We start from the raw sequence: 25,968 nt of genomic DNA on the forward strand, positions 1-25,968 counted from the left end.
AAGTTTTCTTTATTAAATGGACAAAAAATAAACCCGTACGTATTGTACGGGTTTATCAACTTAAAATATTTGATTACATCATACCCATTCCGCCACCTGGCATTGGTGCTTCAGGCTCATCTTTAGGGATTTCTGCCACTACAGCCTCTGTTGTAAGTAGCAAAGCAGCCACTGATGTTGCATTTTGTAAAGCAGAGCGCGTCACTTTTGTCGGATCTACAATTCCCGATTCAATCATATTTTCATACTGATCAGTTGCAGCATTATAACCTGTGCCTTTATCAGCGTTTAGAATAGCATTTACTACTACAGATCCTTCTTTACCTGCATTCTCAGCAATTTGGCGTAACGGCTCTTCAAGCGCACGCACTACAATTTTCACTCCAGTAGCTTCATCATCAGTTTCAGTTTCAGTCGCAGCTACTTTCTCTTGAATATTAAGATATGCAGTTCCTCCTCCTGAAACAATCCCTTCTTCAACAGCAGCACGTGTTGCGTTCAAAGCATCCTCAATACGTAGTTTTACTTCTTTTTGCTCAGTTTCAGTTGCAGCCCCTACTTTAATAACTGCAACTCCACCTGCTAATTTCGCTAATCGTTCTTGTAATTTCTCTTTATCATAGCTTGAAGTAGTGTCTTCTGTCTGCGAACGAATTAATGCCACCCGTTCTTGAATCTTATCAGAAGCGCCTCCACCTTCTACAATGGTAGTATTATCCTTAGTTACCGTAACTTTTCCAGCAGAACCTAAATGTTCAACTGTCGCATCTTTTAATTCAAATCCTAATTCCTCAGAAATAACAGTTGCTCCTGTTAAGATTGCGATATCTTCTAGCATTGCTTTGCGACGGTCTCCAAATCCTGGTGCTTTTACTGCCACAACATTTAATGTTCCACGTAATTTATTCAATACTAGTGTAGGTAGTGCTTCACCCTCTACATCTTCTGCGATTAATAATAGAGAACGACCTGACTGCATAATAGACTCTAAGACTGGCAATACATCTTGAATATTTGAAATTTTACGATCGGTAATTAAAACATAAGGATTTTCAAGACTTGCTACCATTTTCTCATTATCTGTTACCATGTATTGTGATAAATATCCTCGATCAAATTGCATTCCTTCAACAACTGAAAGTTCTGTTTCAATAGACTGTGAGTCTTCAATCGTAATGACACCATCATTACCCACTTTTTCCATTGCATCTGCAATTAATTCTCCAACTTTTTCATCCCCAGATGAAACAGCTGCTACTTGAGCAATCGCCTCTTTTGAAGATACAGTCTGTGAAAGTTCCTTAAGTGCTGCAACAGCAGTTTGAGTTGCTTTATCAATACCACGACGAATTCCTACAGGGTTGGCTCCAGCTGTTACATTTTTCATTCCTTCACGTGCAATAGCTTGAGTTAAAACAGTTGCAGTGGTTGTTCCGTCACCTGCAATATCATTGGTTTTAGAAGCTACTTCTTGGACAAGCTGTGCGCCCATATTTTCATAACGATCTTCTAATTCGATTTCTCGAGCAATTGTAACACCATCATTGGTAATTAAAGGAGAACCATAAGTTTTATCTAAAACCACATTACGACCTTTAGGCCCAATAGTTGTTTTGACAGTGTCTGCTAAAATGTCCACCCCACGCAATAAAGCTGTACGAGCATCTTCTGAAAATTTAAGTTCTTTTGCCATAATTTCTACTCCTCTTCTCTATTATTATTCAATAACTGCTAAAACTTCTTTAAGTTCAATAATTGTGAAGTCTTCATCATTATCTTTCACTTCTGTAGCTGAATATGATTTATAAATTACTTGGTCGCCTACTTTAATACCATCTTCCGATTCAATTTCAGGTCCAAGCGCTACAACCTCTCCAATTTGTTGTTTTTCTTGAGCGGAGCTTGGTAATACGAATCCACTTGCAGTAGTTTCTTCAACCTCTTTTGCTTTTATGACAATTTTTTTTGCTAATGGTTTTAACATAGTAGTCCCTCCAACTTCATATTTTTATTTGTGGTCAAAAGAATTAGCACTCTTTGATCATAAGTGCTAATTACATTTATTATAATAGACCATCTTTGACCAAATTGCAAGTCTAATACTCAAATTAGATAAACAAAAAACCAGCTGTATTTCACAGCTGGTCAGATCATAAGTGTCTATTCCATGCTAAGATTTGCTTCATCCTGATTAATAAAATAAATCAAGGTCTGTAATTCATTCGTTAAATCTACATTTTGGATTCTCACATGGCTAGGAACTTCAAAACGAAGCGGTGTAAAATTTAAGATTCCTTTAATACCTGCAGCTACCAAACGATCTACAATTTCCTCAGCGAATTCTTGAGGAACAGTTAAAATCGCTACGTCAATGGCTTGAATTTCTAATTGCTCTTCTAATTCCTCGATCGAATAAATGGGAATTCCAGAATGAACAGTTCCCACTAAATCCTTGTTAACATCAAACCCTGCACCAATTCTAACATTATTTGATTTTCTAAAATTATAATTCAATAGCGCATTTCCTAGAGACCCAACTCCTATTAAAGCGGTAGTTGTCAAACGATCCTGATTCAATGTTTTTCCAAAAAACTGCAGGAGATACTCTACATCATACCCATAACCCCTCTTGCCAAGTGCACCAAAGTAAGAAAAATCACGACGAATTGTTGCACTATCCACTTTTACAGCTTCACTTAATTCTGTTGACGAAATTCGTGTTTTACCCGCATTGTGAAGGTATCGCAAATAGCGATGATAAATGGGCAAACGTTTTGCTGTAGCTCTTGGTATATCTTTCACCTTGTTACCTCCATTAATATTTTATTTTTCAGTTCGCTTGTATTTTTAATCACAATATATTTAATACTAGTATACCATCAAATACCAATACTTCCAAATAAGTTCTGTAAAAATATTGAATTTTTCACAAAGTTTTAATATTTGTGAGCATTTTTGCATTCAACCCTCACATCTAGTGAGATCTTTCTTTTAATGCTATAATTACTTCGATTATAAAGGTGGTTATAAAAATGATTTTATTACAAGCAAATAATATTAGCCGGCGCTTCGCTGATTACACATTATATGAAAATGTCAACTTTAGCATCCAAGAACGCGATCGTATTGCTTTAGTTGGACGTAATGGAACAGGAAAATCAACCCTAATTAAACAGATAATGGGAAGCGAACCCATCAACAACGGAAATTTTACTCGAGCAAAAAAACTAAAGATCGGTTATCTTGAACAACATGTTGCAATCCATTCGAATTTAACTATCTGGCAAGAAATGCTTTCTATTTTTAAAGAGCCTTTGCTTTTAAGAGATAGAGCTCAAAAGGCTGCAGAAACAATTGCACAATTCGCCCAGGTTGGTGATACTTCATCATCAGAATACCATGAGGCTGTGCAACTGTATGATCAGCTTCAAATAGATTTAGAAAATCAAAATGTTTATCAGATAGAATCTGATATTAGAATGGTTTTACACGGTTTTCGTTTCTATGAAGAAGATTATGACACTCCTGTTCAATCTCTTTCCGGAGGGCAAAAAACCCGCCTAGCCTTGGCGCAAATCCTTCTAAAGGACTATGATTTACTCATTCTAGATGAACCGACCAATCATCTAGATATGGAGACGCTCAATTGGTTAGAGAAGTATCTACTTTCTTATAAGGGAGCACTATTGATTGTTTCCCATGATCGTTATTTTCTCGACAAAATTGCCAATCAAGTTATTGAGATTCGCAATCATCAAGCTCATCTTTACAAAGGAAATTATTCAAACTATATTATTGAAAAACAGGCACGATTAGAACAAGATCTTAAAGAATATTCAAAACAGCAAAGTGAAATTGCTAAACTAGAAGACTTTATTCAAAAAAATATTGTACGAGCTTCCACCACTAAACGTGCACAAAGCCGCAGAAAACAACTTGAAAAAATTGAACGAATCACCCCTCCAAAACAAGATGCTCAAGCACCTCGCATCCAGTTTAAGGCTGAAAAAAAATCAGGAGATCGTGTTATTGAAGCAAAAAACCTTGCCATTGGTTACCAAAAAGACTTTGTTATCGCAGATAATATTAATTTTGATTTAAGACGACAACAAGCGATAGCAGTTGTGGGGCCAAACGGAATCGGAAAAACAACTTTACTTAAAACCATTCTTGGAGAACTCCCCACTTTATCAGGAAATGTAGTTATCGGAAGCAATGTCAGTATTGGTTACTATGCCCAAAATGTTAATACATTAGATGAGTCCTTGACCATCCTAGAAACACTTTGGCAAGCTCATGATAATATAGATGAATGGAAAATTCGCTCTATTCTAGGAAGCTTTCTTTTTAGTGGCGAAGCAGTTGAAAAAAAAGTTTCTCTATTAAGTGGTGGTGAAAAAGCGAGACTAGCACTTGCCCTACTCGCAACCAACCATGATAATACTCTTTTATTAGATGAACCTACTAACCATTTGGATATTGATTCTAAAGAAGTTCTGGAAAACTCACTAATTGAATTTGATGGCAGTTTGTTTTTCGTTTCACACGATCGATATTTCATCAATCGAATCGCCACTCAAATATTAGAGATCACCCCTGAAGGTAGTCAATTGTACTTAGGAGATTATGACTATTACTTAGCTAAAAAAGAGGAAGAGGAAGCATTCAATACTCAAACAGAAGTAGAAGTGCCCATAGAAAATACTGAAACTGATAAAACTTTCTCCTATAAAGAAAATAAAAAGCTCAAAAGCGAATTACGCAAAATACAAAATTTAGTCAACAAAGCATGGAAACTCACTGAATGCTTAGAAAATGAAATCACTCAGATTCATATTGCAATGACAACTGCTGCTAATAATAATGATCAAGAGCAACTATTAGCACTAGATTTAAAACTTAAAGAAACACAAAAACAAACTGAAGAAGCTCTTAATCAATGGGAATATCATTCGCTATTATTAGAAGAGTTTTTAGAACAGCATCCTCATTTAAAAACGTCTCAATAATAATTCCCTGACTTCTCATAATAAAAGTAAACAAAATCTCCTATCTCATTCCAGTAATGGAATGAGATAGGAGATTTTTCTCAGACAAATATCTCTTCATAACAGTCTTCAACAAAATTATCCTTTTCTCCAAAAAATAAATCAACCATTAAGAACATATAATATTTTATCTATAACATTAGACCTGGCTTCGCATTGATCGTTAAATTTGAAAACTGTTCTTCACAAAATAAAGGATAAGCAGCAGCACCTATCATTGCCGCATTATCTCCACAAAGTGATAAGGGCGGAATTAACATTTCAACCTGAGAAAACTCTTCATCCATCATTTTTCTTAACTGGGTTCTAATACCTGAATTAGCTGCTACACCTCCAGCCAGAACAAATTGCTTAACTTGAGGATAGGTTCTTAAAGCTCTCCGAACTTTCGTCTCAATGACTTCAATGACTGCTAATTGAAAACCTGCTGCCAAATCTGCCGATTGAATAGTTTCACCTCTCTGATTAGCATTATGAACTATATTCATCACCGCACTTTTCATTCCTGAGAAAGAAAAATCTAAATTCTCCTCATCTATCATTGCGCGAGGAACCTCATAAACTCTCGGATCTCCTTTTTGAGCTAACACATCAAGATATTTACCAGCTGGATAAGGCAAATCTAATAAACGTCCTACTTTATCATATGCTTCTCCGACAGCATCATCTTGAGTTTCACCGACCACCTCAAATCGATGATCTCCCTCCATATAAACGAGTTCCGTATGCCCACCACTCACAATTAGAGCCAATAAAGGAAATTTTAATTCACTCATGAAACGACTGGAATATATATGCCCAGCTAAATGATTAACCGCGATCAGTGGCTTGTGATAAATATAAGCTAATGTTTTCGCTGCTGTTACTCCAACTAACAACGGGCCCACTAATCCGGGCCCTTGAGTTACTGCAACCGCATCAATTTGACCCCAGCCGGAAATGCCGGATTTTTTTATCGCCATTCCGATTAATTGACTAATTTGTTCTACATGGTGCCGACTGGCCACTTCAGGGACAACACCTCCAAAACGAACATGACTTTTTACTTGTGAAGCCACTATATTAGCTTTTATCGATGACCCATTTTCAATAATTGCGACACTTGTTTCATCACAAGAGGATTCAATCGCTAAAATGAAAATCGATTTATTCATATAACCCCTCCTATAAAAGCTTTAATTGCATAATATATCCCGATTCAAGTGGTTGATGATAGTAATTAGGTCGAGTTAAGATACGTTTAAAACCAAACTTTTTGTATAAACAAATAGCTGATTGGTTACTCTCCCGAACTTCCAAATGGATAAATTTAATACCTGTTGAACGCATACAATTTATACTTTTTTCTAAAAGCGCTGAGCCATAACCACAAGAACGGAATGCCTGGCCTATTACGATATAATTAATGCTAGCCTCATCCAAGACTTCCTGCCAACCGCAATAACCCATTAATGTATTTTCTGAATATAACAAAACAATTCTTGATAATGGATTAGCTAAATCTGAATCTGTAAGATTTATAGACCAATTCAATATACTTAAATTATTTTGATAAATAAACTCTTTTTCACGTTCAGAAAGCTGAGCTTTCCCGTCTTGATAATAATATAGTTCCATTAAAAGCCTTCCTCAAATCCCAATAGTTTTTTAAGATATAGAGCCGCTTCCCCATTATCATAATAATCATTTTTTATATGTTGAATTTTAAATCCATATTTAAAATATAATTGCTGCGCTTTAAAATTTGACTCTCTCACTTCTAAGGTTACTTCATTTTTATTTAAATATAAACTCGATTTCAACCAAAATTCCAGCAAGTAAGAACCTAACCCTTGACTATGACAATCAGGAGCCACCACCAGATGGCTAATATGCGACCTATTCATCACAAAGCGCCCAATTACCATCCCCACTAACTTCCGTTTATTTTCATCACCCTTCTTTTCCAAAAGGATATAAACGCCATATCTATTTCGATTCCAGTCCCTACTAAAATCAACAAGATCCCAAGCTAAGTAGCCATCGTAGCCTTTTCTTTCTAGTTCTACAATATTAGGTAAGTCTTCCTTTCGTGCAAATCGTAGCACAAATCGACTTGCTTCAGACGAATCCTCTGTTTGAAAAGCTGGATAATGAACCATAAGAGGCTCTAACTTAACCATTTGCTTATGGAAAGTCCGATTCATAAGAGTATTCAATATATCCTTCATCTTGATTGACTTCTCCTCTATTACGCTCCGCCCATTCTTGTTCAGCCAAACTAGCATGTGCATAGTAAGGAACTAAAAGATCCACATCCTTTTCACGACTACATTCCACTTGAAAAGTATGAATTGTGTTTGGCCATGACCGCGGTTCTAGCACAGTATGAATCTTATATGAACTACTTTCTAATCGGTTCTCTACCATTTCTAGCAATTCTCGGTCTACAAGGTTAACAAAAACAAGATTTTCTATTTGATTATTAGCAAGGTAGGGAATTAACTGTTGATTGATCCAGTCCTGCCAATCCTGATGGACATCCTTCATAACATTTTGATAGATATGTTTATTCCATCGATAAGCTCCAACATAGACACTTCCTCTCCTTGCATCTATCATTGGAATGAGCAATGTCTTTACATCAAACGTACAAACTTGGCTAGCTATCAAGGAAAGACTGGAATAAGTATATAATTTACAATTCATCATTTTGGCCCAAACTTTGGCCATTGTAATTCCAATTCTAAGACCTGTATAGGATCCCGGTCCTCTTCCAACGTAAATTTCATCCAAGTCCTCTGGTTTCCATCCTACCCCTTGAATAACCTCTTGAATAACTGGTAGTAAATGTTCTCCGTGCTGCTTTGAAACATTACATTCAAAATGCGTAAGCACACGACCGCTTTCAAATACAGCAACGTTTAAATTATCGCCAGAAGTATCAAATGATAACTGCTTCATAGATCCTCCTTTACATCAAACGAAATTAAATCATCCAAATTTATCTAAACTCAATAAGATCAGTCATTAAAAGCACCCTTCTTATTAATAGGCTCTTGCAAGCCAAACAGTTGCAACTGCTGGTTTACCTGTCACGATACATTTCGATTTATGAGGGAGGGCGTTTTCTCCTTCAAAATAGGAATCAAATGGTATATTTCTAGTAGTAAAACCGGTTATCTCCTTGATTTTAGCTTCGGATTCTTCACTTCCATCCCAACCAGCTAAGATCCATCCCGGCAATTCACCGGCTTGTCGTTTGTTCTCAATGTGCGCTACCAAATCATCCAGTGTCTCAATATTTGTATAAATATTTTCTATATTGCGCTGACGAGCTTTATCAAGTAACCGTTTTTGCATTTTTTCTAATTCTAATTCAACATACTCAATCAACTCATCAAACTTTACTTCGATTTTTTCATCTTCATCACGAGCTTTAATGATGACTTGATCTTTCTCAATGTCTCTCGGTCCTATTTCAATTCGGATAGCAGCTCCTCTTAATTCCCACTCATTAAACTTATAGCCTGCAGAGTTATCTGAATCATCAATATAAGTTCTAATTCCAATACCTTTTAAAGCACGATCCAATTCTTCTATCTTGACCAAAACATCCGCTAGTTTCTTCTTGGGTCCTACTGGAATAAAAACAACTTGTTGTGGGGCTACTGCTGGGGGTAACACTAACCCCTTATCATCAGAATGAACCATAATCATAGAGCCGATTAAACGAGTAGAGACCCCCCAAGAAGTTGTATGAGCATATACATGCTCATTATCTTGATTAAGAAATTTAATATTAAATGCTTCTGCAAACTTAGTCCCCATATAATGCGACGTTCCTGTCTGAACTGCTTTGCCATCCTGCATCATAGATTCAACAGAGTAAGTTTGCTCTGCCCCAGCAAATCTCTCAGAAGGCGTTTTTTCTCCTTGAAAAACTGGCACGGCTAACAACTCTTCAATCATCTCAACATAGATCCCCAACATTTTCATTGTTCGTTCTCTAGCAGATTTTTCATCAATGTGGGCAGTATGTCCTTCTTGCCATAAAAATTCAGACGTCCTTAAAAAGGGAAGGGTTCTTTTTTCCCAACGGAAAACATTGGCCCACTGATTGATTTCATACGGTAGATCACGATATGAATTAATCCAGTTAGAAAAAGCATCTCCAATCATTGTTTCTGAAGTAGGTCTTAAAGCTAAGCGTTCTTCTAATATTTCACCAGCAGCCTCCGTTACCCATGGAAGTTCTGGACTAAACCCTTCAATGTGTTCCTTTTCACGACTAAAGAAAGACTCGGGAATTAGCATTGGAAAATAGGCATTACGGATCCCTTCTTCCTTAAGACGACTATTAAAATAATCCTGTATATGCTCCCATATTTCATAACCATTTGGCTTAAAAATCATACAACCTCTCACTGGAGAGTAATCCATCAAATCTGCCTGTTGAATTGTCTGTAAATACCATTTTGAAAAATCTTCTTTACGTGTCACCATTATAATAATTCCTCCTAAAAAATAGACTGACTGTCTCCGTCCAAAAGGACGAAGCACAGTCAGTCTCCGCGGTACCACCTTTATTGCACCTTTATAGATGCCAACTTAATGCCGATAAAGGGGCTACCCATTCTTGTCAATAGTAGGTTCAATTGTTGAGAGGGGAGATACTCACACTATCTATCTCTCGCTTCATCCATCCACAATCTACTAATCTATTTTATGCTCTTAATTATAGCGATTAATTCTCTTTCTGCAAGTCAATCATCACTCTATTTCGTAATGATTGCTGTCTGCTCTTCATTTAATTGATACTGTGGAATTAATCCAAAATCAGATAATGGCCAATAGATAAAATCAGCTTCCCCAAGAACAGATTCAGCTTCAATAAAACCAAAGCTACGTCCATCTACTGAATTTCGACGATTATCTCCCATTACAAATAGTTTCCCTTCCGGAACTTTCGTTTGGCCTGTTATCATTTCCAAGTCAAAATCAGATGTAAAAAAATCTTCTGAGACATGCTTGTATTCTTTAGCTTTCTCTTCTAAATAAGGTTCTTTCATTACAGCTCCATTAATAATTAATTGATCATCTTTATAAGCAATGGTATCTCCTGGCATGCCAATAACACGCTTAACGTACAGCTTCGCTTTCTCTTCAGCATGTGCATCTGGTTGAGGGAAAATTACAACATCAAACCGATCAGGATCTGATAATTTCCACATCCAAACTCTTTGACTGTCCTCTAATGTATGTTCCATAGATGATCCATCTACTGAAAAGGGTTGAGCTATCCATCGATACACCCCAAATAAAACAATCAACCATATTGCTAAATATCCAATCCAGCTTAACACTTCCCTAAAGAAAGCACTCATTTTATCCATCCTAGCATCCACCTCTTTTTTATTTCGCTTTTTATCATATAACTAAATCATTTAAAATGCACGACTATTTATCAATGACATACTATTTTAACTTTAAGACGAAAACTTGAAAAAACAATGTTTAATTTTAGATAAATTTTAGTTTCCTTTAAATAATCATTCTCAGGTGGTAATATTAGCTATACAGTTATTAAAAAAATGGAGGTCGCCATGAGACGTTCAAATTCTAACCAACAGCCTAGTCGGTCTGCAGCCAGAAAGAAAAAGGGATTTTCTTTTACAAGTTTTCTAGGTATCTTATTAATCCTAATCGCAATCGGTTTGCTTTTACTTAATCCTATAAAAAACTATATGATCGCTCAAAAAACGGAAAATATAACCGTTCCTAATCTTACTCGCGAACAAATTCTTGAAAATCAGCAAAAGGATGTCAGTTTTGATTTCGCTAATGTGACAGCTATCGATCCAATGACTGTGATTTCAGATGGCGTGAATCCCTCAGATCTTCCTGTAATCGGAGGAATTGCTATTCCTGATTTAGATATGAATTTACCTATCAATATGGGAACTTCCAATGAAGGAATGTACTATGGAGCAGGAACTCTCTTTCCTGATCAAGAGATGGGATACTCTAACTATCCACTAGCCAGTCACCACTCTTCTGATCCTGAATTACTTTTCGCTCCATTACTTGAAGCAGAGAATGGACAACTCATCTATCTGACTGATTTAGAAAAGGTCTATGTCTATGAAATAGATAATGTACTAACCGTCTCACCCAATGATGGCTATGTTCTAGATCCAAGTTCTTACCCCATTGTTACACTTATCACCTGTACATACGATCTTCAAAATCGCATTGTTGTTCAAGGTTCTCTCATAGAAGAAGTTCCAATTGAACAAGCTAGCGATGAAATGATGGCAGCCTTTGATGTCCAACAAACAATCGTTCAATAAACATTGATCCCCGCAAATTGATATGCCCCCTTACTGAGAAAGCTAGTAAGGGGGCATATCAATTATCAACATGGGGATCTTCTCATCTTGTTTATTTTGAATCATCCATATCCATTGCCATATCAATCGCTAAAATAACCGCTACAACTTGGACTGGATCAATATCATCATACACTATATTGAATTCGAACGTATCAGACCAAGAAAGGAATTTTTTTCTAATATCTGCAATCATCGTCCCGTCAGACTCATTAATTGTGTAATCATGCCCCCAGAAATCACCTTTAATACTCCAATTTAACCCAGAAACTTCGTAAGAAGGTTTAAAAAAAGTTATCTTTTTGCGAATCGTACAAATCTTTTTCCCTTGACAAAATACTTCTAATGTTGGAGTGAAACTCAGCAACTTTTGCTTTACCTCACATAAAGTATCCCTAGTTATAGCATCTATAATCGTCATTTGCCGACCAAAAGTAAACATTTTCTCACTAACATGATAAACAGGAGACTCTTCAACATCAAAAATATCAAAATCTTGTTTAATAGACCATACTTTTTGCTTCATATACAACTTCATATCCATCCTCCTATCTCTAATACATTATAGCAAAATTTAATTCCTATCTCTCGGTCTTAAGGCTCATTTCCCCAAAATAAAAAGTAGCCAAGAATTTTCTTGACTACTTCATCAAATTAATTTAAACGCATCATGCTACCTGTTTCAAGATAAACAAGATGTTCACAAATATTAGTAATATAATCACCAATACGCTCTAAACTGGTAGCGACATCAATAATATGAATTCCAGCTTGAACTGATTCTTCATCTTCAATCATTCTTTGAGTGGCTGTTTGATAGACATAATTTAATAGTTCATCCACTTTAGGATCCATCAGGGCTGTTTCGCCAGTTCTCTCTAAATCTGATTCATGAATCAATTCAATGACTTGATTGAACATCGCCAATACTTGATCCGCCATCTCATTGAGAACCTCAATCAAATCAAGGCTAGCAGTAATGTCTGCTTTATTGCGAATCACTTTCTTAGCGATCACTGAAGCATGCTCTCCCATCCGTTTCATCTCAACGCCAATATGCATAATAGCAAAAACTAAACGTAAGTCACCAGCAACAGGTTGTTGTAAAGCAACAATTCGATATGATTCTTTCTCAATCTCAGCTGCATACTGGTTAATTGCCTCATTTGCTTCAACCACTTTGTTTGCTAAATCAACATTTGATTCATTGACTGCTTGCATCGCCTGACTAATCGCAGTTTGAACAAAACTTGCTAACTGATCGACTTTATCTACTAAACCTTCTAATTCTAAAATATATAACTGTCTCATCTCTTCTCCTCCTTCTATTTAATATTATGAACATTTTAAAAAAATACAAATTTTAAAATATTGAATTGTAATTCCTTAAATGCTATAACAAATAACTATACACCATAAATGTGTATTTATTAAGGTTTTTGTGTGATTTTTTTATGAATTTTTGTATAGCTTTTTTTGCAAAACATTTATATTATTGATAATCATTTTACATCAAAACACAGAAAATATAAAGCCTATAATTGCAAAATTTAAATGCCTTTTCTGACACATCCAAAAAAATCCGACAGTTAGTTTCTCATCTAACTATCGGAAATTTCTTAATGATTTTTACTTTTTTTGTATTGTCGGATTATTTTTTTTGCCCGTTGTTTCGTTTTCTGATTCGGACTTTTCAAGCGTCGATAGGCAGAAGCCAAATCATTTTTTTCCATTCGTCTTACCTCCTTCTACCAAGAAGCTTTTTTAATTCCCGGTATTAATCCTTTATGGGCTAATTGACGAAATTTTACTCGTGAGATTCCAAACTTGCGCATATATCCTCGTGGTCTTCCATCAATTTGATCACGATTTTTAAGTCGATTCGGATTAGAATTAAGTGGTAACTTGGCTAAAGCCTGATAATCTTTATTCTTTTTCAGTTCATTACGTAGCTCATCATATTGACTAATTAAAGCTTTCTGTTTTTTATATTTAGCAATTTTAGATTTCTTCGCCATACTTCCCCCCTATTTTTTCACTTCAATAAAAAGTAAATGTTTTTGCGCTTTGGGTGAATATTTTCGCAATTGTAATCGTTCAGGATTATTTCTCCTATTTTTACTGGTTAAATATATGCGTTCCTGCGTTTCAGGACACTCTAATAGAATATTTATTCGCATCTTTTACTCCTCTATCATTTTACGATCTTCAAAATACTGATTAATTTGTTTTAATTCTAATGAATTAAATTTATGTTCTTGTCGATCGACTTGAACTCTATGAAAAAGTTCTTCTTTCATTTCCCAAAATTGGTTTTCAAAAATAAAACCTTCTTTATTATAATTAGTAAATACTGGGTAAACTTTTATAAATTCTTCAAAACTCATATCTGGAGTTTCGCATAAAATTTCTAGTCTTCCTGACTGAATCGCTTCTTGAGTCGGACGACCATCCGTCTCAATTACGTTTAGCTCTACAAGTTCTTCATAGACTTGAAAAATTCTAATATCATTATGAATCAATTTTACTTGCTGATACATCTGACGAACTACTTCCAAATAAAAACAAAATTTAATTCGATATTTCATTATTAGTTATTCTTCCCCTTTATAAACCTCCTTTTGGCTTACATAATGAGGGAGTCGATATTCTCCCAAATTAGGATCCCAAGCAATATTAGGAGTCTTCATTTTTTGATGATGACGCCGACTTCTCTTTTTAGATTTAGAAATTTTTCTCTTTGGCACTGCCATCTGTTAACTCCTTTCAATTTAAACAAACTTTAATAGTAATAATTACTATTATATAAAAATAACTTTTACTGTCAATCTTTTTCTATGCGTGTATTGAATTAAATTTTTTTGATATTATTCAAAAAGAAGGCTAAATGGTTTATCCACTTAGCCTTCTTTTTAATTTCTTAAAGTCGCCCTCATCCGATGATGATTTAATAACAACGTCAATGCATCAATAATTGAATGTGTCACAACATCGGATGCCATTAGGGCTTGACTGCTGACTCCTTCATTTTCTATCACTGCTATAGATAAAATTGCTTTTTCAAACATCTCTACATCATTATATCCATTTCCAATACAGAGAGTTTGTGAGGAGTCAAGTGACTCCACAATTTTTAATTTCTCAAGTCCAGCATTCTCTGCTGGAAATGTCTTAACGGTCACAGGAAGATGTTCACATTGGGCAGCAACTGTACCATATGTATCAGCCGTTACTATATAAATTTTTACTAAATTTGCTAATTTTATGATAAGTTCTTCGACTCCCTCAATTAGTTGGCCATCAAAAGCAATCGTCCCATTGTAGTCCAATACTAGCTGACAAATTTTAATTTCTTCTCTGCCTGGTATCTGATATCTTAACATCTTACTCTCCTTTATTCATCTTGCATATATTTATAATAATAAATCGCCAGTTGCGTACGATCTCTAAGATTTAATTTTTCTAAAATCAACGATAAATAATTTCGAATGGTGCCCTCACTAAAATGCATGCTCGTTGCTAATTCCTTATTATTAAGTCCTTCCGCAACCCCTTGAATTAAAGTTATTTCCTTGTCAGAAAAGTTAGCCAAGGTTTTCTTTATTCTACTCTCTTGTGACGATAAATAATGGGGAATTTTGGCAATAATCTCATCACCAAATACGCGTTGACCATTACTAACTGCTTCTAAGGCAGGCATCAAACTTTCATAATCCGTTTTCATCATATAACCCTTAGCACCTATTTGTAAAGCTGAAACAATGTAATCATCCTCAAGGAAAGTAGTTAAAAAAATAATCTTTGCTTCTGGGTCTGCTTTTAATATCATTTTCCCAGCACAAATTCCATCCATAACAGGCATTCGAATATCCATTAATAGTATATCTGGCTTTAACTGACTGTATAAATCAATAGCATCTTGCCCATTATGACCTAAACCAATGACTTGAAATGGAACAGAGTATGACTGACTAGCCACTTCAAGAATCGTTTTAATCCCCCCTGTTACTATTGGATCGTCATCTACTACCAGAATTCGCATATTTGATCCTCCTAATTCTTTGGTATCGTAATAAAAATTCTGAACCCCTGATTTTGACTAATATGAAGAGTTCCCGCCATATTCCTAACTCTCTCCTCAATCGTTAGCAAACCAATCCCTCCATGCTGATTGCTAGTTGAATGGATTGTTCCATTATCTGATATTAACAAAATCCACTTATCGCTCAATTCCACAAATCTTAATATGACTTTATCTGCATTTGAGTGCTTGTTAATATTTGTCAATGCTTCTCTTATGATATTTACAACAGAATGTGCTTTCTGATTCGATAGAGAAGTCTGATTCTCGAAGGTAAATTCTATTTCGGCTTTTTCAAAATCCGCTACTAATAAAGAAAGTTCATGTTTTAAATCTAGTGCTGTCTCTCTCTCTGTATGAATCACTCTTCTGACATTATCCATACTAGAAGATAATACTTCTTTTACTTGTCTGAGAGATTCTTTTAAGCTTAAATCCTCTACCAGAAACTCTAAAGCACCTATCTGGATAACAGCAGATGAGAGTTGATGTCCCAATAAATCATGAATTTCTCCTACTAACCGTTTTCTCTCTTCTAACAATGTATTTCTAACCTTTTCGTCTTGCAACTCAACCAGTTGTGCCTGCTCACTTTTAAAGCGCCGATTAACATATCGCAATTGATCTATTTTAGTGAAAGAAGTTTCTTTTAATTCTTCTTCTCTATCAATTAACGTACTTAAATACGCCGCTACTACACAGATACCCATAATAAATACTACCGTATAAGGCTCAACTAACCAAAAGCCAACTAAAACAACTAAGAGAAAAATAAAAAAATCCTTCCAACCCTTAATCTTCCATTCAAAAAATAATAAAGGGAAAACATAAAAAAAACTTGGCAAAAAAATACAGGTTAAAACAAACTCGAAAAAAAATAGCCAGAAGATCAAATCTTTCTTCTTAAACTTTCCCTTCAAATAAGTACCAGAAACAATGGCTTGACACGTATAAATAATAATCAATGAAAGTTCGATAATAGCAAAATCAGGGCTAGTTTGTGAGAGTCGATATGAAAATAAAGATACAAGTAAGATGCTGCGTAGAAATAAACTTAGACTCGACATGTAAGCACCTCCATAGTGTAATAGTAGCATATTATTCATGACAATTGTCATCAACCTATATGACAATTTACTCTACCCTTCTTGATCCATTTTGTTCATACTAATAGTAAATACTCAATAAAGGAAAGGATGGACACATATGATTGTTAAAATAAACAATCTAGTTAAGCGCTATCAAGAGTTACTGGCTCTCGATCACTTTAATATGACAGTCAGCCAAGGAGAAATATTTGGTTTGCTAGGTCCCAACGGAAGCGGAAAAACAACTGCCATTAACTGCATGTTAGCCTTACTACAATACGATAGTGGAGAAGTCCATATTTTTGGCGAGAGAATGCATCCTAATAACTATTCTGTTAAAAGCCGTATTGGTTTAGTAATGCAAAATATTGGCGTTTATTATCAACTAACGGTCCAAGAAAATGTTGATTACTTTTGTGGGCTCTATATTAATAACAACAAAATCCGTCAAGAATGTGTCGATGAAGCTATACAATTTGTCGGCTTAGACGAATTTCGAAAATTTAAGCCTACAAAATTATCAGGAGGATTATTGAGACGATTAAATCTTGCATGCGGGATTGCTCACCGACCAGATTTGATTATTTTGGATGAACCTACTGTAGCTGTTGATCCACAGTCTAGAAATCATATTTTAGCTGGAATTAAACAATTAGCGAGTGAAGGTAGAACCATTCTCTATACAACTCACTATATGGAAGAAGTAGAGTATCTTTGCGACCGTTTAACCATCTTAGATCGAGGCAAAGAGATTATTACAGGAACCAGTGATGAAATCAAGAACATGTCAAAAAGTGGAGAAATTATTACGCTTGAAGTGTTTGAATTAAACAATGAAGTACAAAATCAAATCACCAATTTAAATGAAGTTTCAGATTTTAACTATGAATTCGGAAAAGCAACGATTACTTTTGAGAAAGGAAAGAGTCATCTCATCCGCTTAATGAACATTTTAGAAGAAAATCAAGTCCCTGTAATTAACATGAGCGTAAAACAGCCCTCATTAAATGATGTTTTCTTAGAAATAACAGGCAAGGAGCTGAGAGACCATGCTTAAACACCTTTTTCATTATACGCCATTGATTATGTACCGAAACCCAGAAGGAACATTATGGGGACTACTCTTTCCGATATTCTATGCCATCATATTATTGTTTGCTTTTTCTAATCTTCTAACTCTTAATAATGAATTTGATCCTGTGCCCGTCGCGGCAATTTTTGAAAGTGAACAAAAAGATAAGTTGCAAGAACAAATAGCGGTTGTTGCCCAAGAGGGAAAATTTAATGAAAAAGATGAATTGATTGCCATTGAAACTGATAATCAAGAAGAAGCGCTAATTGTTTATCATCCAGTAAATGATATCAAATCTGCAAAAGAAATAATGGAACAAAAAAAACTCAATGGTTATATTATCATGGAAGGCGATCCTGCTAAAATTTCAATGGAGATAGCTCCTGGGGCCATCAATCAATTCTCTTCATCGATTCTTTATTCCGTTCTATCTTCCTATTCAAGCATTTCAAATGGCGCCCAGCAAGCCTTCATGAATGCTGTAAAAACAGAAAATGCCAATAAAAGAATTGAAATGTTAACCCAAAAATTAGATAATTTCCAATCAAATCCCTATCTTGTTAAAAAAGAACAAAAAAAGGGGACTTCCTCTCTTTCTGTTTATTTCTATGCTGCTTTGGCTTATATCTGTATTTATTTTACTCATATGGGGGCTAGTATGGTAGAAATTAATCAAGCTTACAATTCTTCTTCCTCCTTACTTGTTACCCATAGTCCTGCCCCCAAATGGAAACGTTTTATCATCTGTTTCATCGCATGGGGCATTCCTTGTCTATTAGTCACTTACCTATTAGTTGGCATATATTATCTCTATGGCGTTCCCCTAGGAGATGATTGGGGGAGAGTCTATCTCCTAATGACCTTAGGCGTATTACTAGGTCTTTTAATCGGGACAAGCATTTCCAGTATAGCTGGAAAAAGAGAAAAATTATCTCAAGCTTTAGCAATTGGGTTGCCTCTATTTTTTGCTATGACTTCAGGGATGATGGGACATGGTATTAAGATCACCATCAACGAAAGAGCCCCTTGGATCAACAAAATTAATCCAGTTAGTCTCATTAATGACGGGTTATATTATCTCAATAATTATCCTAGCTATAAGCAATATAATCAAAATATTTTAATGATTATTGTTTATTGCCTTATCCTCACGCTTATTACTTTATTTGGACTAAGGAGGAAAGATTATGCAAGTCTTTAATTTATTTTTTAAGCTTCTAAGAGATAGTAAATTTAGTTTCATCTTAAACTTAGCGATTCTAATCTTTGTCACAATCATTACCAATCCTCAAAATAACAGTAATCTGGATGAAGATTTTTCGATTAAGCAAAGTAATTTAGCCATCTTTAATTATGATAAAGAAGATCCGATTAGTCAGGATTTAATTGATTACCTACAAGAAAAAGCTGAAGTTACATATGTCAATGATTCAGATGAAGCGATCGCAGATGCCTTCTATAATGAAAAGATATCCTACGCTTTGACTATTCCAGAAGGTTTTGGTGCTAGTATGATTGATGCAGAAACCCAGCCTATTTCATTAGAAAAGCAAGTCATCAAATCTGAAATGGATGAGATTAATATGGATATTATTATCAATTCCTATTTGACAAACCTTGACTTATTAGCTACTAGTCTTCCAGAAAAGCCAAATGATACCGACCTTCAAACTCTGACTGAACAAGTCAGATCATCCCTAGAGGAAAGTGAAATCACTGTCATCCCAAGTATGCCCAGAAAAAATCAATCAAAACTATTAACTTTTGGTGTCTTTTTTATTCCATTTATATCCTACACTCTTATTTCAACTTGTATCACTGGATTTGGTACTGGAATTCTATCTATGAGACATCCAGAAATTGTTAAACGCGATCGTCTAAGTATCATGACAGAAGGAAAAAGATGGAGGCAAACATTACTAGCATGTATCGTGTTTAGTTGGATCTTTTGGTTACTACTCATCCTGATCGCTTGTGCTTTTTATGGACCTTCTACCCTCTTTTCACAAAAGGGAATACTGCTTATTATAGCCAGCTTAATTAATCTATTGGGAATACAATCTCTCTCTTATTTTTTAGTTACTTTAGCCCCCAACAAAGGAATGGTCAATTTTCTATCAACCTTTGTCAGTATTTTAATCGCCTTTAGTTCTGGAAGTTTTATCGATTTAAATATCATTGCCAAACCTCTCAAAACAATTGCCTCTATTGCTACACCGATCTGGAACGTTTATACCAACGAAATTTTGCTTTATAAGGATCAATGGTCTTATCAGGATTGGCAACAAATTGCTACTTACTCAGGGATTCAATTATTAATTGCAGGTGCGTATTTTGCTCTTAGTCTCGTCATTCAACAGTATCGACATCGTCATAACATTTTTTTATCTCATCGCCCTTCCTAAGATGAAGCTAAGCCCATATTCATATCTTGAATATGGGCTTTTATTCTGGCGTTATTTAGCGATGATACTTTTGTGCATCTTGTCATGATTCTGAATATAAAAATTATGGCTACCAATCACCTATAAAGATGATCCTGTAGCCACAGTGTCCCCTGTAGGATTCGAACCTACGACCCTCTGATTAAGAGTCAGATGCTCTACCAACTAAGCTAAGGAGACAACAATTTAATTGCTCCTATTCTACTCTCAATAAATAGTGCATTCAAGTTTTCATTAATAATGATTTTTAATAAATAGAAAAGCTTTAGCCCTAATTTTTGGCTAAAGCTCAATAATCTATCTATTCAATTATGGATTAAACGACACATGAACATGATCATAATGATTTGCGGTTACACCACCACGATCTTCCATTCCTTCCCAGCCATTCGTCCAATCACCATAAATTTGTTGTTTCCAAATCACATACGAAATGTTATTGGCTCCCATACTACTAATTGCATCATTAGCAATCGCATCACCTGTTGCTGAACTTTCAGGAACCATGAAATCAACCGCTAAACCACTACCGTGATCTCCAGAATCTCCTGGACGTAAGCCATAGGCGGTTACACCGTATTGACTAACAATTTGATCCCGATAAGCTGCTGCATGTGGTTGTAATCCTTGAGGATCAGAGGCTACCACTTCTTCAACAGTTGTCTCAGGAATTTCTTCCTCCACAACTTCTGTGACTGTTGTTTCAATGACTTCTTCCTCTACTACAGGCTCTTCTACTGTGGTTTCAGGGACTTCTTCAATTATTTCTGCTGCTGTTGTTTCAATAACTTCCTCTACTACAGGCTCTTCCACTGTGGTTTCAGGAGCTTCTTCAATTATTTCTGCTGCTGTTGTTTCAATAACTTCCTCTACTACAGGTTCTTCCACTGTGGTCTCAGCAACTTCTTCCATTACTTCTGTTGCTGTTGTTTCAATAACTTCCTCTTCTACAGGTTCTCCTACTGTGGTTTCAGAAACTTCTTCTACTGCAACTTCTTCTGCAACTGTTGTTTCTATTATTGGAGTGTCAACGCCTTCCTCTTCTACCACTTCCGAAGATTCTACACTCAGAAAATCTTCTGCTGGAGCAACGTTAGAAACAAACTCAGCTTCAACCGTCTCTTCTAACACTTCCTCATTGGAAGGTTGAGAAACAATCCCATCTCCACCTATTGTTTCAATATCTTCGACTGGAGATAAGTCCACTGGAACATCAAATTCAACAATCTGGCCATCAGGAGCTTCTACAGTCAGCTTTTCCGGACGATCATACTCATCCAATTGTGCCGAAAGTAAAGTACCAGGAAAAATTAAATCAATATTTTCAATTTGGTTAATTTCTGCTAAATACTCTAAGTCTATAGACATTGCTTCTGAAATTACACCCAGTGTATCTCCTTCTTTTACAAGATAAGATACTTGATTTTGCTCGTTGACCATTATTTCTGAAGCCACTTGATCAATTGTTCTCGCATTCCATTCTTGCGCTGAGACAAGTGCAGCTGGTGATAAAAGTAATAAGATAGATCCGAAGCATACTTTTCTCTTTAAATTCATTTTATATATACACCCTTTTTCTTTTTTTATCTGCACCTAGTCTAAATCATTTGATAGTCTTTTAACAAGCCCTTTTAGCTTTTCTTAAATGAATTGACGTCTCTTTGTAATATTCGTCTAGCAAGTAAGTTTTTATGTAATATTTTAATGTTTAAGTACTTAGAAACTTATTCTTATTTATGATAAGCATGACCGTTTATTATCCGATAAGCACGATAAATTTGTTCCACTAAGACTACACGCATTAACTGATGCGGTAAAGTAATCCGACCAAACGAAATAGACCAGTCAGCTTCTTGTTTCAAACTCGTGGCTAAGCCCAAAGAACCTCCAATAATAAAACAAATTTTTGATTGTCCATAAGTTGCATATGCGTCCAATTGATTGGCAAGATCCTCAGAGGAGATTAACTTTCCTTCAATCGCTAAAACCACAACTTTATGCTGGGGGGATATCTTTTTCTTAATTCGCTCTGCTTCTAATGCTAATACTCGATCTCGCTCAACAGCAGACATTTCTTCTTTTGTTGGTTCATCATTGACCTCATGTACAGTCACATTTGCATATGTCCCAAGTCGTTTAAGATATTCCTCTACTCCTTGCTTATAATATTTTTCCTTTAATTTTCCAACACAAATAATATCAATTTTGATCATTCTATCCTTTATCTCCTAAAAACTATTACTTTTGTGCTATTATATTAACATATCTATGAAGGAGGAGCACTTGTGGATAAGCACCTTAATCCCCGAAATTGGTCTACTTCTGTTATTATTACCCTAAGCTTTATTAGTCTTGCGCTCGTGGGAAGTATTGCTCTTTCCATGCCATTCGCAACACACCCCTATACTCAAACGATTTTTTTTGAACACTTTATTACAGCCGTTTCTCTAGTTTGTGTCTCTGGTATAGCCTCTCTGCCTATTGGTGAAACCTATACTATTTTTGGTCAAATCATTGCCCTCATCCTCATTCAAATTGGAGGTCTTGGAGTGATCACCATTATTAACACAGGCCTATTTTATTTAAACCAACAACTTTCACTCAAGAATCAGTACCTAATTCAAGCTTCACTAAATCGAAACACTAATTCAAATTTATTTGACTTTTTAAAATCAATTTACATACTAACCGCTATAGTTGAGTTAACCGGTAGTATCATTATTATGACTTATTTTATTCCTCAATATGGGTGGTTAAAAGGTAGCTTTAATTCTATTTTTCTAGCTGTTGCTGCTTTTACAAACTCTGGATTTGATAATATCGGTTCTGCTTCTATTCAAACTTTTAATCAAAATCCTGTCATAACTATCACTGTTGCTCTCTTAGTCATCATGGGAGGGTTGGGTTTTTCTGTGTGGTTCGAAATCCTTAATCGGTTAGAGATTTTCATCAAACAAAGACCTCGTCATTTCAAATTAGCTTTCCATAATATCTCGACCCATACACGTTTAGTATTAACCATGACACTCTTCTTGTTAATCGGTGGAACGCTCTTAATTTGGATGGTCGAGCACAATAACCCGAATACTCTTGCTAATAAACCCTTCCCCCAACAAATACTTGAAAGTTTTTTTAAGTCCGCATCGACTCGTTCAGCTGGCTATACAACATTCTCATACAAAGGTTCTCAACCTTTTACAAAATTTATATATATGTTACTTGCTACAATTGGAGGAGCTCCAGGAGGTACTGCAGGTGGCTTAAAAGTCACAACCGTTGCCATCCTCTATCTACTATTTCGAGCTGAATTAATGAGTTATTCCAAAGTTATTTATAATAAGCGAGTTGTGCCAGATAACCTTGTTAAACAAGCTGTCATGATCACCATTTTTTTCATCTTTATTACACTGTTTGGATATGGTGCTCTATTATTGACCCACCCTCATCTTAATTCCATTGGTCTTCTCTTTGAAACCATTTCTGCTATGGGAACGCTGGGTGTCTCTTTAGATGTGACTGAACATTTGAATTACTTCGGTAAAATGATCATTCTGTTTTTAACCCTCGCAGGCCGTGTAGGGCCAATCACTGTTTTATTAGCCATTCTGCAAAAGAAGAATACTGAGATACATTATTCAGAGGCAAATATTTTAATTGGTTAAACTTAAAGGAGTATGATATGCAAGTAAAAACTGTCGGAGTTCTAGGTTTAGGCGACTTTGGCCAAACTGTAGCACTCGAACTTAGCAAATATGGATGCGAAGTCATTGCAATTGATAATAATGCTAAAAATGTACAAGAGGTTTCCGATTCTGTCACTTACGCTGCTATCGGGGACTTTACTGATATTGATCTCTTAAAAGATATTGGTATCGAACACTGCGATATCGTTATTATCGGAACAGGAACTAATTTAGAAAGTTCTGTATTAGCTATTGTTCACTGTAAAAAACTAGGAGTCAAACAAATATTAGCTAAAGCTAAAAGTCTGACATATGAAGAAGTACTATATGAAGTAGGGGTTTCATCTATCATCAGCCCTGAAAGAGACTCAGGTATCCGATTAGCCAGCAAAATCCTCCGCAATAAATTAGATGAGCTTTTACGTTTAGATGAAAACACAGCTTTAATTGAGTTTACAATTCCTGCAGAATGGATTGGTAAAAGTCTAGTTGAATTAGATCTCCGTAACAAATACCATTTAAATATTATTGGAATGAGAGAAGAAAAAGGAGGACCATTGCTTACACTTTCTCCTAATGCTCTACTTATGGATGAAATTATTCTAGTAGCCATTGCAGATGATAATACTTTCGAAAAATATGATTATTTAGGCTATTTTGCATAACGTTACACAGATTTATGCACAAAGAAAAAAGTTATCCACAACCAAAACGCCTTTATCTGTGGATAACTTTTTATGTTTGTTAATAACCTAATTATTTTTTAGTTTTATATTAAAACAGAGAATTTTCGTTTTCTTCGGACTCCGGTTGTAAAGGCTCTAGTGGAGTAGTCGACTGAATATTCTCTTCTTCAATTGCTGCATCCAAATTTACTTCAATTTCTTTTTCTTCTGATTTTCTTCTAATAGTTACATTAATTTTATCCCCAACACGATACTTATAAAGTTTTTGTTTTAAATCAGCTGTTCCTTCAATTTCTTCTCCATCAAGAGCCGTAATTAAGTCATATTTTTCGATTCCTGCTTTATCTGCAGAGCTTTCAGGAACAACTTCCATAACGAAGGCTCCATTCAACTCCTCTTGATCTAATCCCATTACTTCTGTTCGATAATCTGGATGAATTCTATCTAAGCTTGTATAACGTATTCCTAATACTGGGCGTATGACTTCACCATTCTCTTCTAATTGTGACACGATATCAACTACATCATTAGTAGGAATGGCAAATCCCATTCCTTCTACCCCTCTGGCAGATAACTTGCTCGAATTAATCCCAATTAATTGTCCTGCAGAGTTAATAAGTGCCCCACCAGAGTTCCCGGGACTAATCGCGGCATCGGTCTGAAGAAGATTCATATCCCAATCTGGGGTCATGTCTCCATCTGTATCTACTGGTACTGAGCGGTTTAAACCAGACACAATTCCTTTCGTTACAGAAGTAGCAAAATCACTTCCTAAAGGAGATCCAATCGCAATTGCTGTTTGGCCTACCTGAATCTTATCCGAATCTGCAAATTCTAACGCCTTTTCTATCCCTGCACTATCCATTTTTAGAACAGCTAAATCACTTAAAGAATCAGAACCAATCAACTCTGCATCGAGCGTCTCGCCATTCTTTAATTGAACTTCTAAAGCTTCTGCTCCTTCAATGACATGATGGTTAGTCACAATATAAGCTTGATCACCATCAATACGATAGATCACACCAGACCCCTCTCCAACTGGTTGAAGGTTTCTATTTTCCTCTTCAGGCATAAAATAATTATTAGATTGATACTGGCTATAAGGATCGAGCTGGCTCCCTACATTTTGTAAATTAGCAATCGATACAACTGCTTCGCTAGCTTGATTTACTGTATCTACAATTTTCTGTTCTTCGTTTGATAAAGCTTCTGGTTCCAACGTCTGAACTTGAGAGCTCACTTGTTCGGTATTTTCTCGTGAAAACGCTAAATCTTCATGGCTAGTAATAATACCTGCGGCTAAAAGAATTGTTAAAGTCGAAGCACTGACTCCTCTAAAAATTCTCTTCCATTTCTTTAAATTTGCACTCGAAGCCTTAAAATGATCGTTCAACATTCATATACACCCTTTCTATTATCATTTTCATCAATAGTATATCACTACATTATTAAGAAAGTATGAAATATACATGCTTAAAATTTCAATCCTATTAAA

Annotated in this window: 29 protein-coding genes and 1 tRNA gene; 7 read left to right on the plus strand and 23 right to left on the minus strand. The window is 35.5% G+C overall.

Features of this window, described 5'->3' with window-relative positions:
* Positions 1 to 73 precede the first annotated feature (73 nt).
* The 3 genes from groL to HZY91_RS06480 all read right to left on the minus strand — a co-directional run bounded on the left by groL (position 74) and on the right by HZY91_RS06480 (position 2,802).
* Entirely contained in the window at positions 74 to 1,693 is a 1,620-nt protein-coding gene (gene groL / locus HZY91_RS06470) for a chaperonin GroEL (protein WP_197115457.1), read from the minus strand.
* A 24-nt stretch (positions 1,694 to 1,717) separates the two neighbouring features.
* Positions 1,718 to 1,984, minus strand: coding sequence for a co-chaperone GroES (locus HZY91_RS06475; protein WP_197115458.1), 267 nt, complete (start codon positions 1,982 to 1,984; stop codon positions 1,718 to 1,720).
* A 176-nt stretch (positions 1,985 to 2,160) separates the two neighbouring features.
* Entirely contained in the window at positions 2,161 to 2,802 is a 642-nt protein-coding gene (locus HZY91_RS06480) for a redox-sensing transcriptional repressor Rex (protein WP_197115459.1), read from the minus strand.
* Between the two features lie 230 nt (positions 2,803 to 3,032).
* Here HZY91_RS06480 and HZY91_RS06485 point away from each other — a divergent pair, with 230 nt between their 5' ends.
* On the plus strand, positions 3,033 to 5,009 hold the full coding sequence (locus HZY91_RS06485) for an ABC-F family ATP-binding cassette domain-containing protein (protein ID WP_197115460.1): 1,977 nt from the start codon (positions 3,033 to 3,035) through the stop codon (positions 5,007 to 5,009).
* A 170-nt stretch (positions 5,010 to 5,179) separates the two neighbouring features.
* Here HZY91_RS06485 and tsaD read toward each other — a convergent pair whose 3' ends face one another.
* From tsaD to lepB, 6 genes are all read right to left on the minus strand, one after another.
* Positions 5,180 to 6,202, minus strand: a complete 1,023-nt coding sequence (gene tsaD / locus HZY91_RS06490; RefSeq protein WP_197115461.1) for a tRNA (adenosine(37)-N6)-threonylcarbamoyltransferase complex transferase subunit TsaD — start codon at positions 6,200 to 6,202, stop codon at positions 5,180 to 5,182.
* A 10-nt stretch (positions 6,203 to 6,212) separates the two neighbouring features.
* Entirely contained in the window at positions 6,213 to 6,665 is a 453-nt protein-coding gene (gene rimI / locus HZY91_RS06495; RefSeq protein WP_197115462.1) for a ribosomal protein S18-alanine N-acetyltransferase, read from the minus strand.
* Positions 6,665 to 7,258 carry a GNAT family N-acetyltransferase gene (locus HZY91_RS06500; RefSeq protein ID WP_197115463.1) on the minus strand — a complete coding sequence of 198 codons (594 nt, stop codon included), beginning with the start codon at positions 7,256 to 7,258 and terminating at the stop codon, positions 6,665 to 6,667. Before HZY91_RS06500 ends, rimI begins: the two co-directional genes overlap by 1 nt.
* Positions 7,215 to 7,991 carry a tRNA (adenosine(37)-N6)-threonylcarbamoyltransferase complex dimerization subunit type 1 TsaB gene (gene tsaB, locus HZY91_RS06505; RefSeq protein ID WP_197115464.1) on the minus strand — a complete coding sequence of 259 codons (777 nt, stop codon included), beginning with the start codon at positions 7,989 to 7,991 and terminating at the stop codon, positions 7,215 to 7,217. Before tsaB ends, HZY91_RS06500 begins: the two co-directional genes overlap by 44 nt.
* Positions 7,992 to 8,075: 84 nt before the next feature.
* Positions 8,076 to 9,533, minus strand: a complete 1,458-nt coding sequence (gene proS, locus HZY91_RS06510) for a proline--tRNA ligase (RefSeq protein WP_197115465.1) — start codon at positions 9,531 to 9,533, stop codon at positions 8,076 to 8,078.
* A 272-nt stretch (positions 9,534 to 9,805) separates the two neighbouring features.
* Complete coding sequence (gene lepB, locus HZY91_RS06515; RefSeq protein ID WP_197115466.1) at positions 9,806 to 10,423, minus strand: signal peptidase I; 618 nt, start codon at positions 10,421 to 10,423, stop codon at positions 9,806 to 9,808.
* Between the two features lie 210 nt (positions 10,424 to 10,633).
* Between lepB and HZY91_RS06520 the strand changes: the two genes are divergently transcribed.
* Positions 10,634 to 11,380 carry a class A sortase gene (locus tag HZY91_RS06520; RefSeq protein ID WP_197115467.1) on the plus strand — a complete coding sequence of 249 codons (747 nt, stop codon included), beginning with the start codon at positions 10,634 to 10,636 and terminating at the stop codon, positions 11,378 to 11,380.
* Positions 11,381 to 11,471: 91 nt separating this feature from the next.
* On the opposite strand, the gene HZY91_RS06525 is transcribed toward HZY91_RS06520, so the two are convergent.
* From HZY91_RS06525 to HZY91_RS06570, 10 genes are all read right to left on the minus strand, one after another.
* Positions 11,472 to 11,957 (minus strand): LURP-one-related family protein, encoded by a 486-nt coding sequence (locus tag HZY91_RS06525; protein WP_197115468.1) that lies wholly within the window; start codon positions 11,955 to 11,957, stop codon positions 11,472 to 11,474.
* 116 nt (positions 11,958 to 12,073) lie between these two features.
* Entirely contained in the window at positions 12,074 to 12,730 is a 657-nt protein-coding gene (phoU, locus tag HZY91_RS06530) for a phosphate signaling complex protein PhoU (RefSeq protein ID WP_197115469.1), read from the minus strand.
* A gap of 308 nt (positions 12,731 to 13,038) precedes the next feature.
* Positions 13,039 to 13,152 carry a putative metal homeostasis protein gene (locus tag HZY91_RS06535; RefSeq protein WP_197115470.1) on the minus strand — a complete coding sequence of 38 codons (114 nt, stop codon included), beginning with the start codon at positions 13,150 to 13,152 and terminating at the stop codon, positions 13,039 to 13,041.
* Between the two features lie 15 nt (positions 13,153 to 13,167).
* Positions 13,168 to 13,437 (minus strand): 30S ribosomal protein S14, encoded by a 270-nt coding sequence (gene rpsN / locus HZY91_RS06540; RefSeq protein WP_197115471.1) that lies wholly within the window; start codon positions 13,435 to 13,437, stop codon positions 13,168 to 13,170.
* A 9-nt stretch (positions 13,438 to 13,446) separates the two neighbouring features.
* Complete coding sequence (rpmG, locus tag HZY91_RS06545) at positions 13,447 to 13,599, minus strand: 50S ribosomal protein L33 (RefSeq protein ID WP_197115472.1); 153 nt, start codon at positions 13,597 to 13,599, stop codon at positions 13,447 to 13,449.
* 3 nt (positions 13,600 to 13,602) lie between these two features.
* On the minus strand, positions 13,603 to 14,007 hold the full coding sequence (locus tag HZY91_RS06550) for a hypothetical protein (protein WP_197115473.1): 405 nt from the start codon (positions 14,005 to 14,007) through the stop codon (positions 13,603 to 13,605).
* Between the two features lie 6 nt (positions 14,008 to 14,013).
* Positions 14,014 to 14,172, minus strand: a complete 159-nt coding sequence (gene rpmF, locus HZY91_RS06555) for a 50S ribosomal protein L32 (RefSeq protein ID WP_197115474.1) — start codon at positions 14,170 to 14,172, stop codon at positions 14,014 to 14,016.
* A gap of 159 nt (positions 14,173 to 14,331) precedes the next feature.
* A complete protein-coding gene (locus tag HZY91_RS06560) occupies positions 14,332 to 14,802 on the minus strand; it encodes an HAD family hydrolase (protein ID WP_197115475.1) in 471 nt (156 codons plus the stop codon).
* Between the two features lie 11 nt (positions 14,803 to 14,813).
* Positions 14,814 to 15,461, minus strand: a complete 648-nt coding sequence (locus HZY91_RS06565; RefSeq protein ID WP_197115476.1) for a response regulator transcription factor — start codon at positions 15,459 to 15,461, stop codon at positions 14,814 to 14,816.
* Positions 15,462 to 15,472: 11 nt separating this feature from the next.
* Positions 15,473 to 16,567 (minus strand): sensor histidine kinase, encoded by a 1,095-nt coding sequence (locus HZY91_RS06570; RefSeq protein WP_197115477.1) that lies wholly within the window; start codon positions 16,565 to 16,567, stop codon positions 15,473 to 15,475.
* Positions 16,568 to 16,706: 139 nt separating this feature from the next.
* Between HZY91_RS06570 and HZY91_RS06575 the strand changes: the two genes are divergently transcribed.
* From HZY91_RS06575 to HZY91_RS06585, 3 genes are read left to right on the plus strand one after another with little or no spacing between them, the layout of a single operon-like run.
* Positions 16,707 to 17,645, plus strand: coding sequence for an ABC transporter ATP-binding protein (locus tag HZY91_RS06575; protein WP_197115478.1), 939 nt, complete (start codon positions 16,707 to 16,709; stop codon positions 17,643 to 17,645).
* Positions 17,638 to 18,861 (plus strand): ABC transporter permease, encoded by a 1,224-nt coding sequence (locus HZY91_RS06580; protein WP_197115479.1) that lies wholly within the window; start codon positions 17,638 to 17,640, stop codon positions 18,859 to 18,861. The genes HZY91_RS06575 and HZY91_RS06580 overlap by 8 nt, the downstream gene beginning before the upstream one ends.
* A complete protein-coding gene (locus tag HZY91_RS06585; protein WP_197115480.1) occupies positions 18,848 to 20,065 on the plus strand; it encodes an ABC transporter permease in 1,218 nt (405 codons plus the stop codon). The genes HZY91_RS06580 and HZY91_RS06585 overlap by 14 nt, the downstream gene beginning before the upstream one ends.
* A 146-nt stretch (positions 20,066 to 20,211) precedes the next feature.
* On the opposite strand, the gene HZY91_RS06590 is transcribed toward HZY91_RS06585, so the two are convergent.
* The 3 genes from HZY91_RS06590 to rlmH form a co-directional block, all read right to left on the minus strand.
* Positions 20,212 to 20,284: transfer RNA gene (locus HZY91_RS06590), tRNA-Lys, on the minus strand.
* A 129-nt stretch (positions 20,285 to 20,413) separates the two neighbouring features.
* Entirely contained in the window at positions 20,414 to 21,661 is a 1,248-nt protein-coding gene (locus HZY91_RS06595) for a LysM peptidoglycan-binding domain-containing protein (protein ID WP_197115481.1), read from the minus strand.
* A 173-nt stretch (positions 21,662 to 21,834) separates the two neighbouring features.
* Positions 21,835 to 22,314, minus strand: coding sequence for a 23S rRNA (pseudouridine(1915)-N(3))-methyltransferase RlmH (gene rlmH / locus HZY91_RS06600; RefSeq protein WP_197115528.1), 480 nt, complete (start codon positions 22,312 to 22,314; stop codon positions 21,835 to 21,837).
* 75 nt (positions 22,315 to 22,389) lie between these two features.
* On the opposite strand from rlmH, the gene HZY91_RS06605 reads away from it, so the two are divergent.
* Both HZY91_RS06605 and HZY91_RS06610 read left to right on the plus strand, forming a co-directional pair.
* Positions 22,390 to 23,766, plus strand: coding sequence for a potassium transporter TrkG (locus HZY91_RS06605; RefSeq protein WP_197115482.1), 1,377 nt, complete (start codon positions 22,390 to 22,392; stop codon positions 23,764 to 23,766).
* A 17-nt stretch (positions 23,767 to 23,783) separates the two neighbouring features.
* Positions 23,784 to 24,452: a potassium channel family protein gene (locus HZY91_RS06610; protein WP_197115483.1), complete on the plus strand. Its 669-nt coding sequence runs from the start codon at positions 23,784 to 23,786 to the stop codon at positions 24,450 to 24,452.
* A gap of 109 nt (positions 24,453 to 24,561) precedes the next feature.
* On the opposite strand, the gene HZY91_RS06615 is transcribed toward HZY91_RS06610, so the two are convergent.
* A complete protein-coding gene (locus HZY91_RS06615; protein ID WP_197115484.1) occupies positions 24,562 to 25,869 on the minus strand; it encodes a S1C family serine protease in 1,308 nt (435 codons plus the stop codon).
* Positions 25,870 to 25,968: the final 99 nt, after the last annotated feature.

The organism is Facklamia lactis (assembly GCF_015863205.1).
Taxonomy (GTDB): Bacteria; Bacillota; Bacilli; order Lactobacillales; family Aerococcaceae; genus Facklamia; species Facklamia lactis.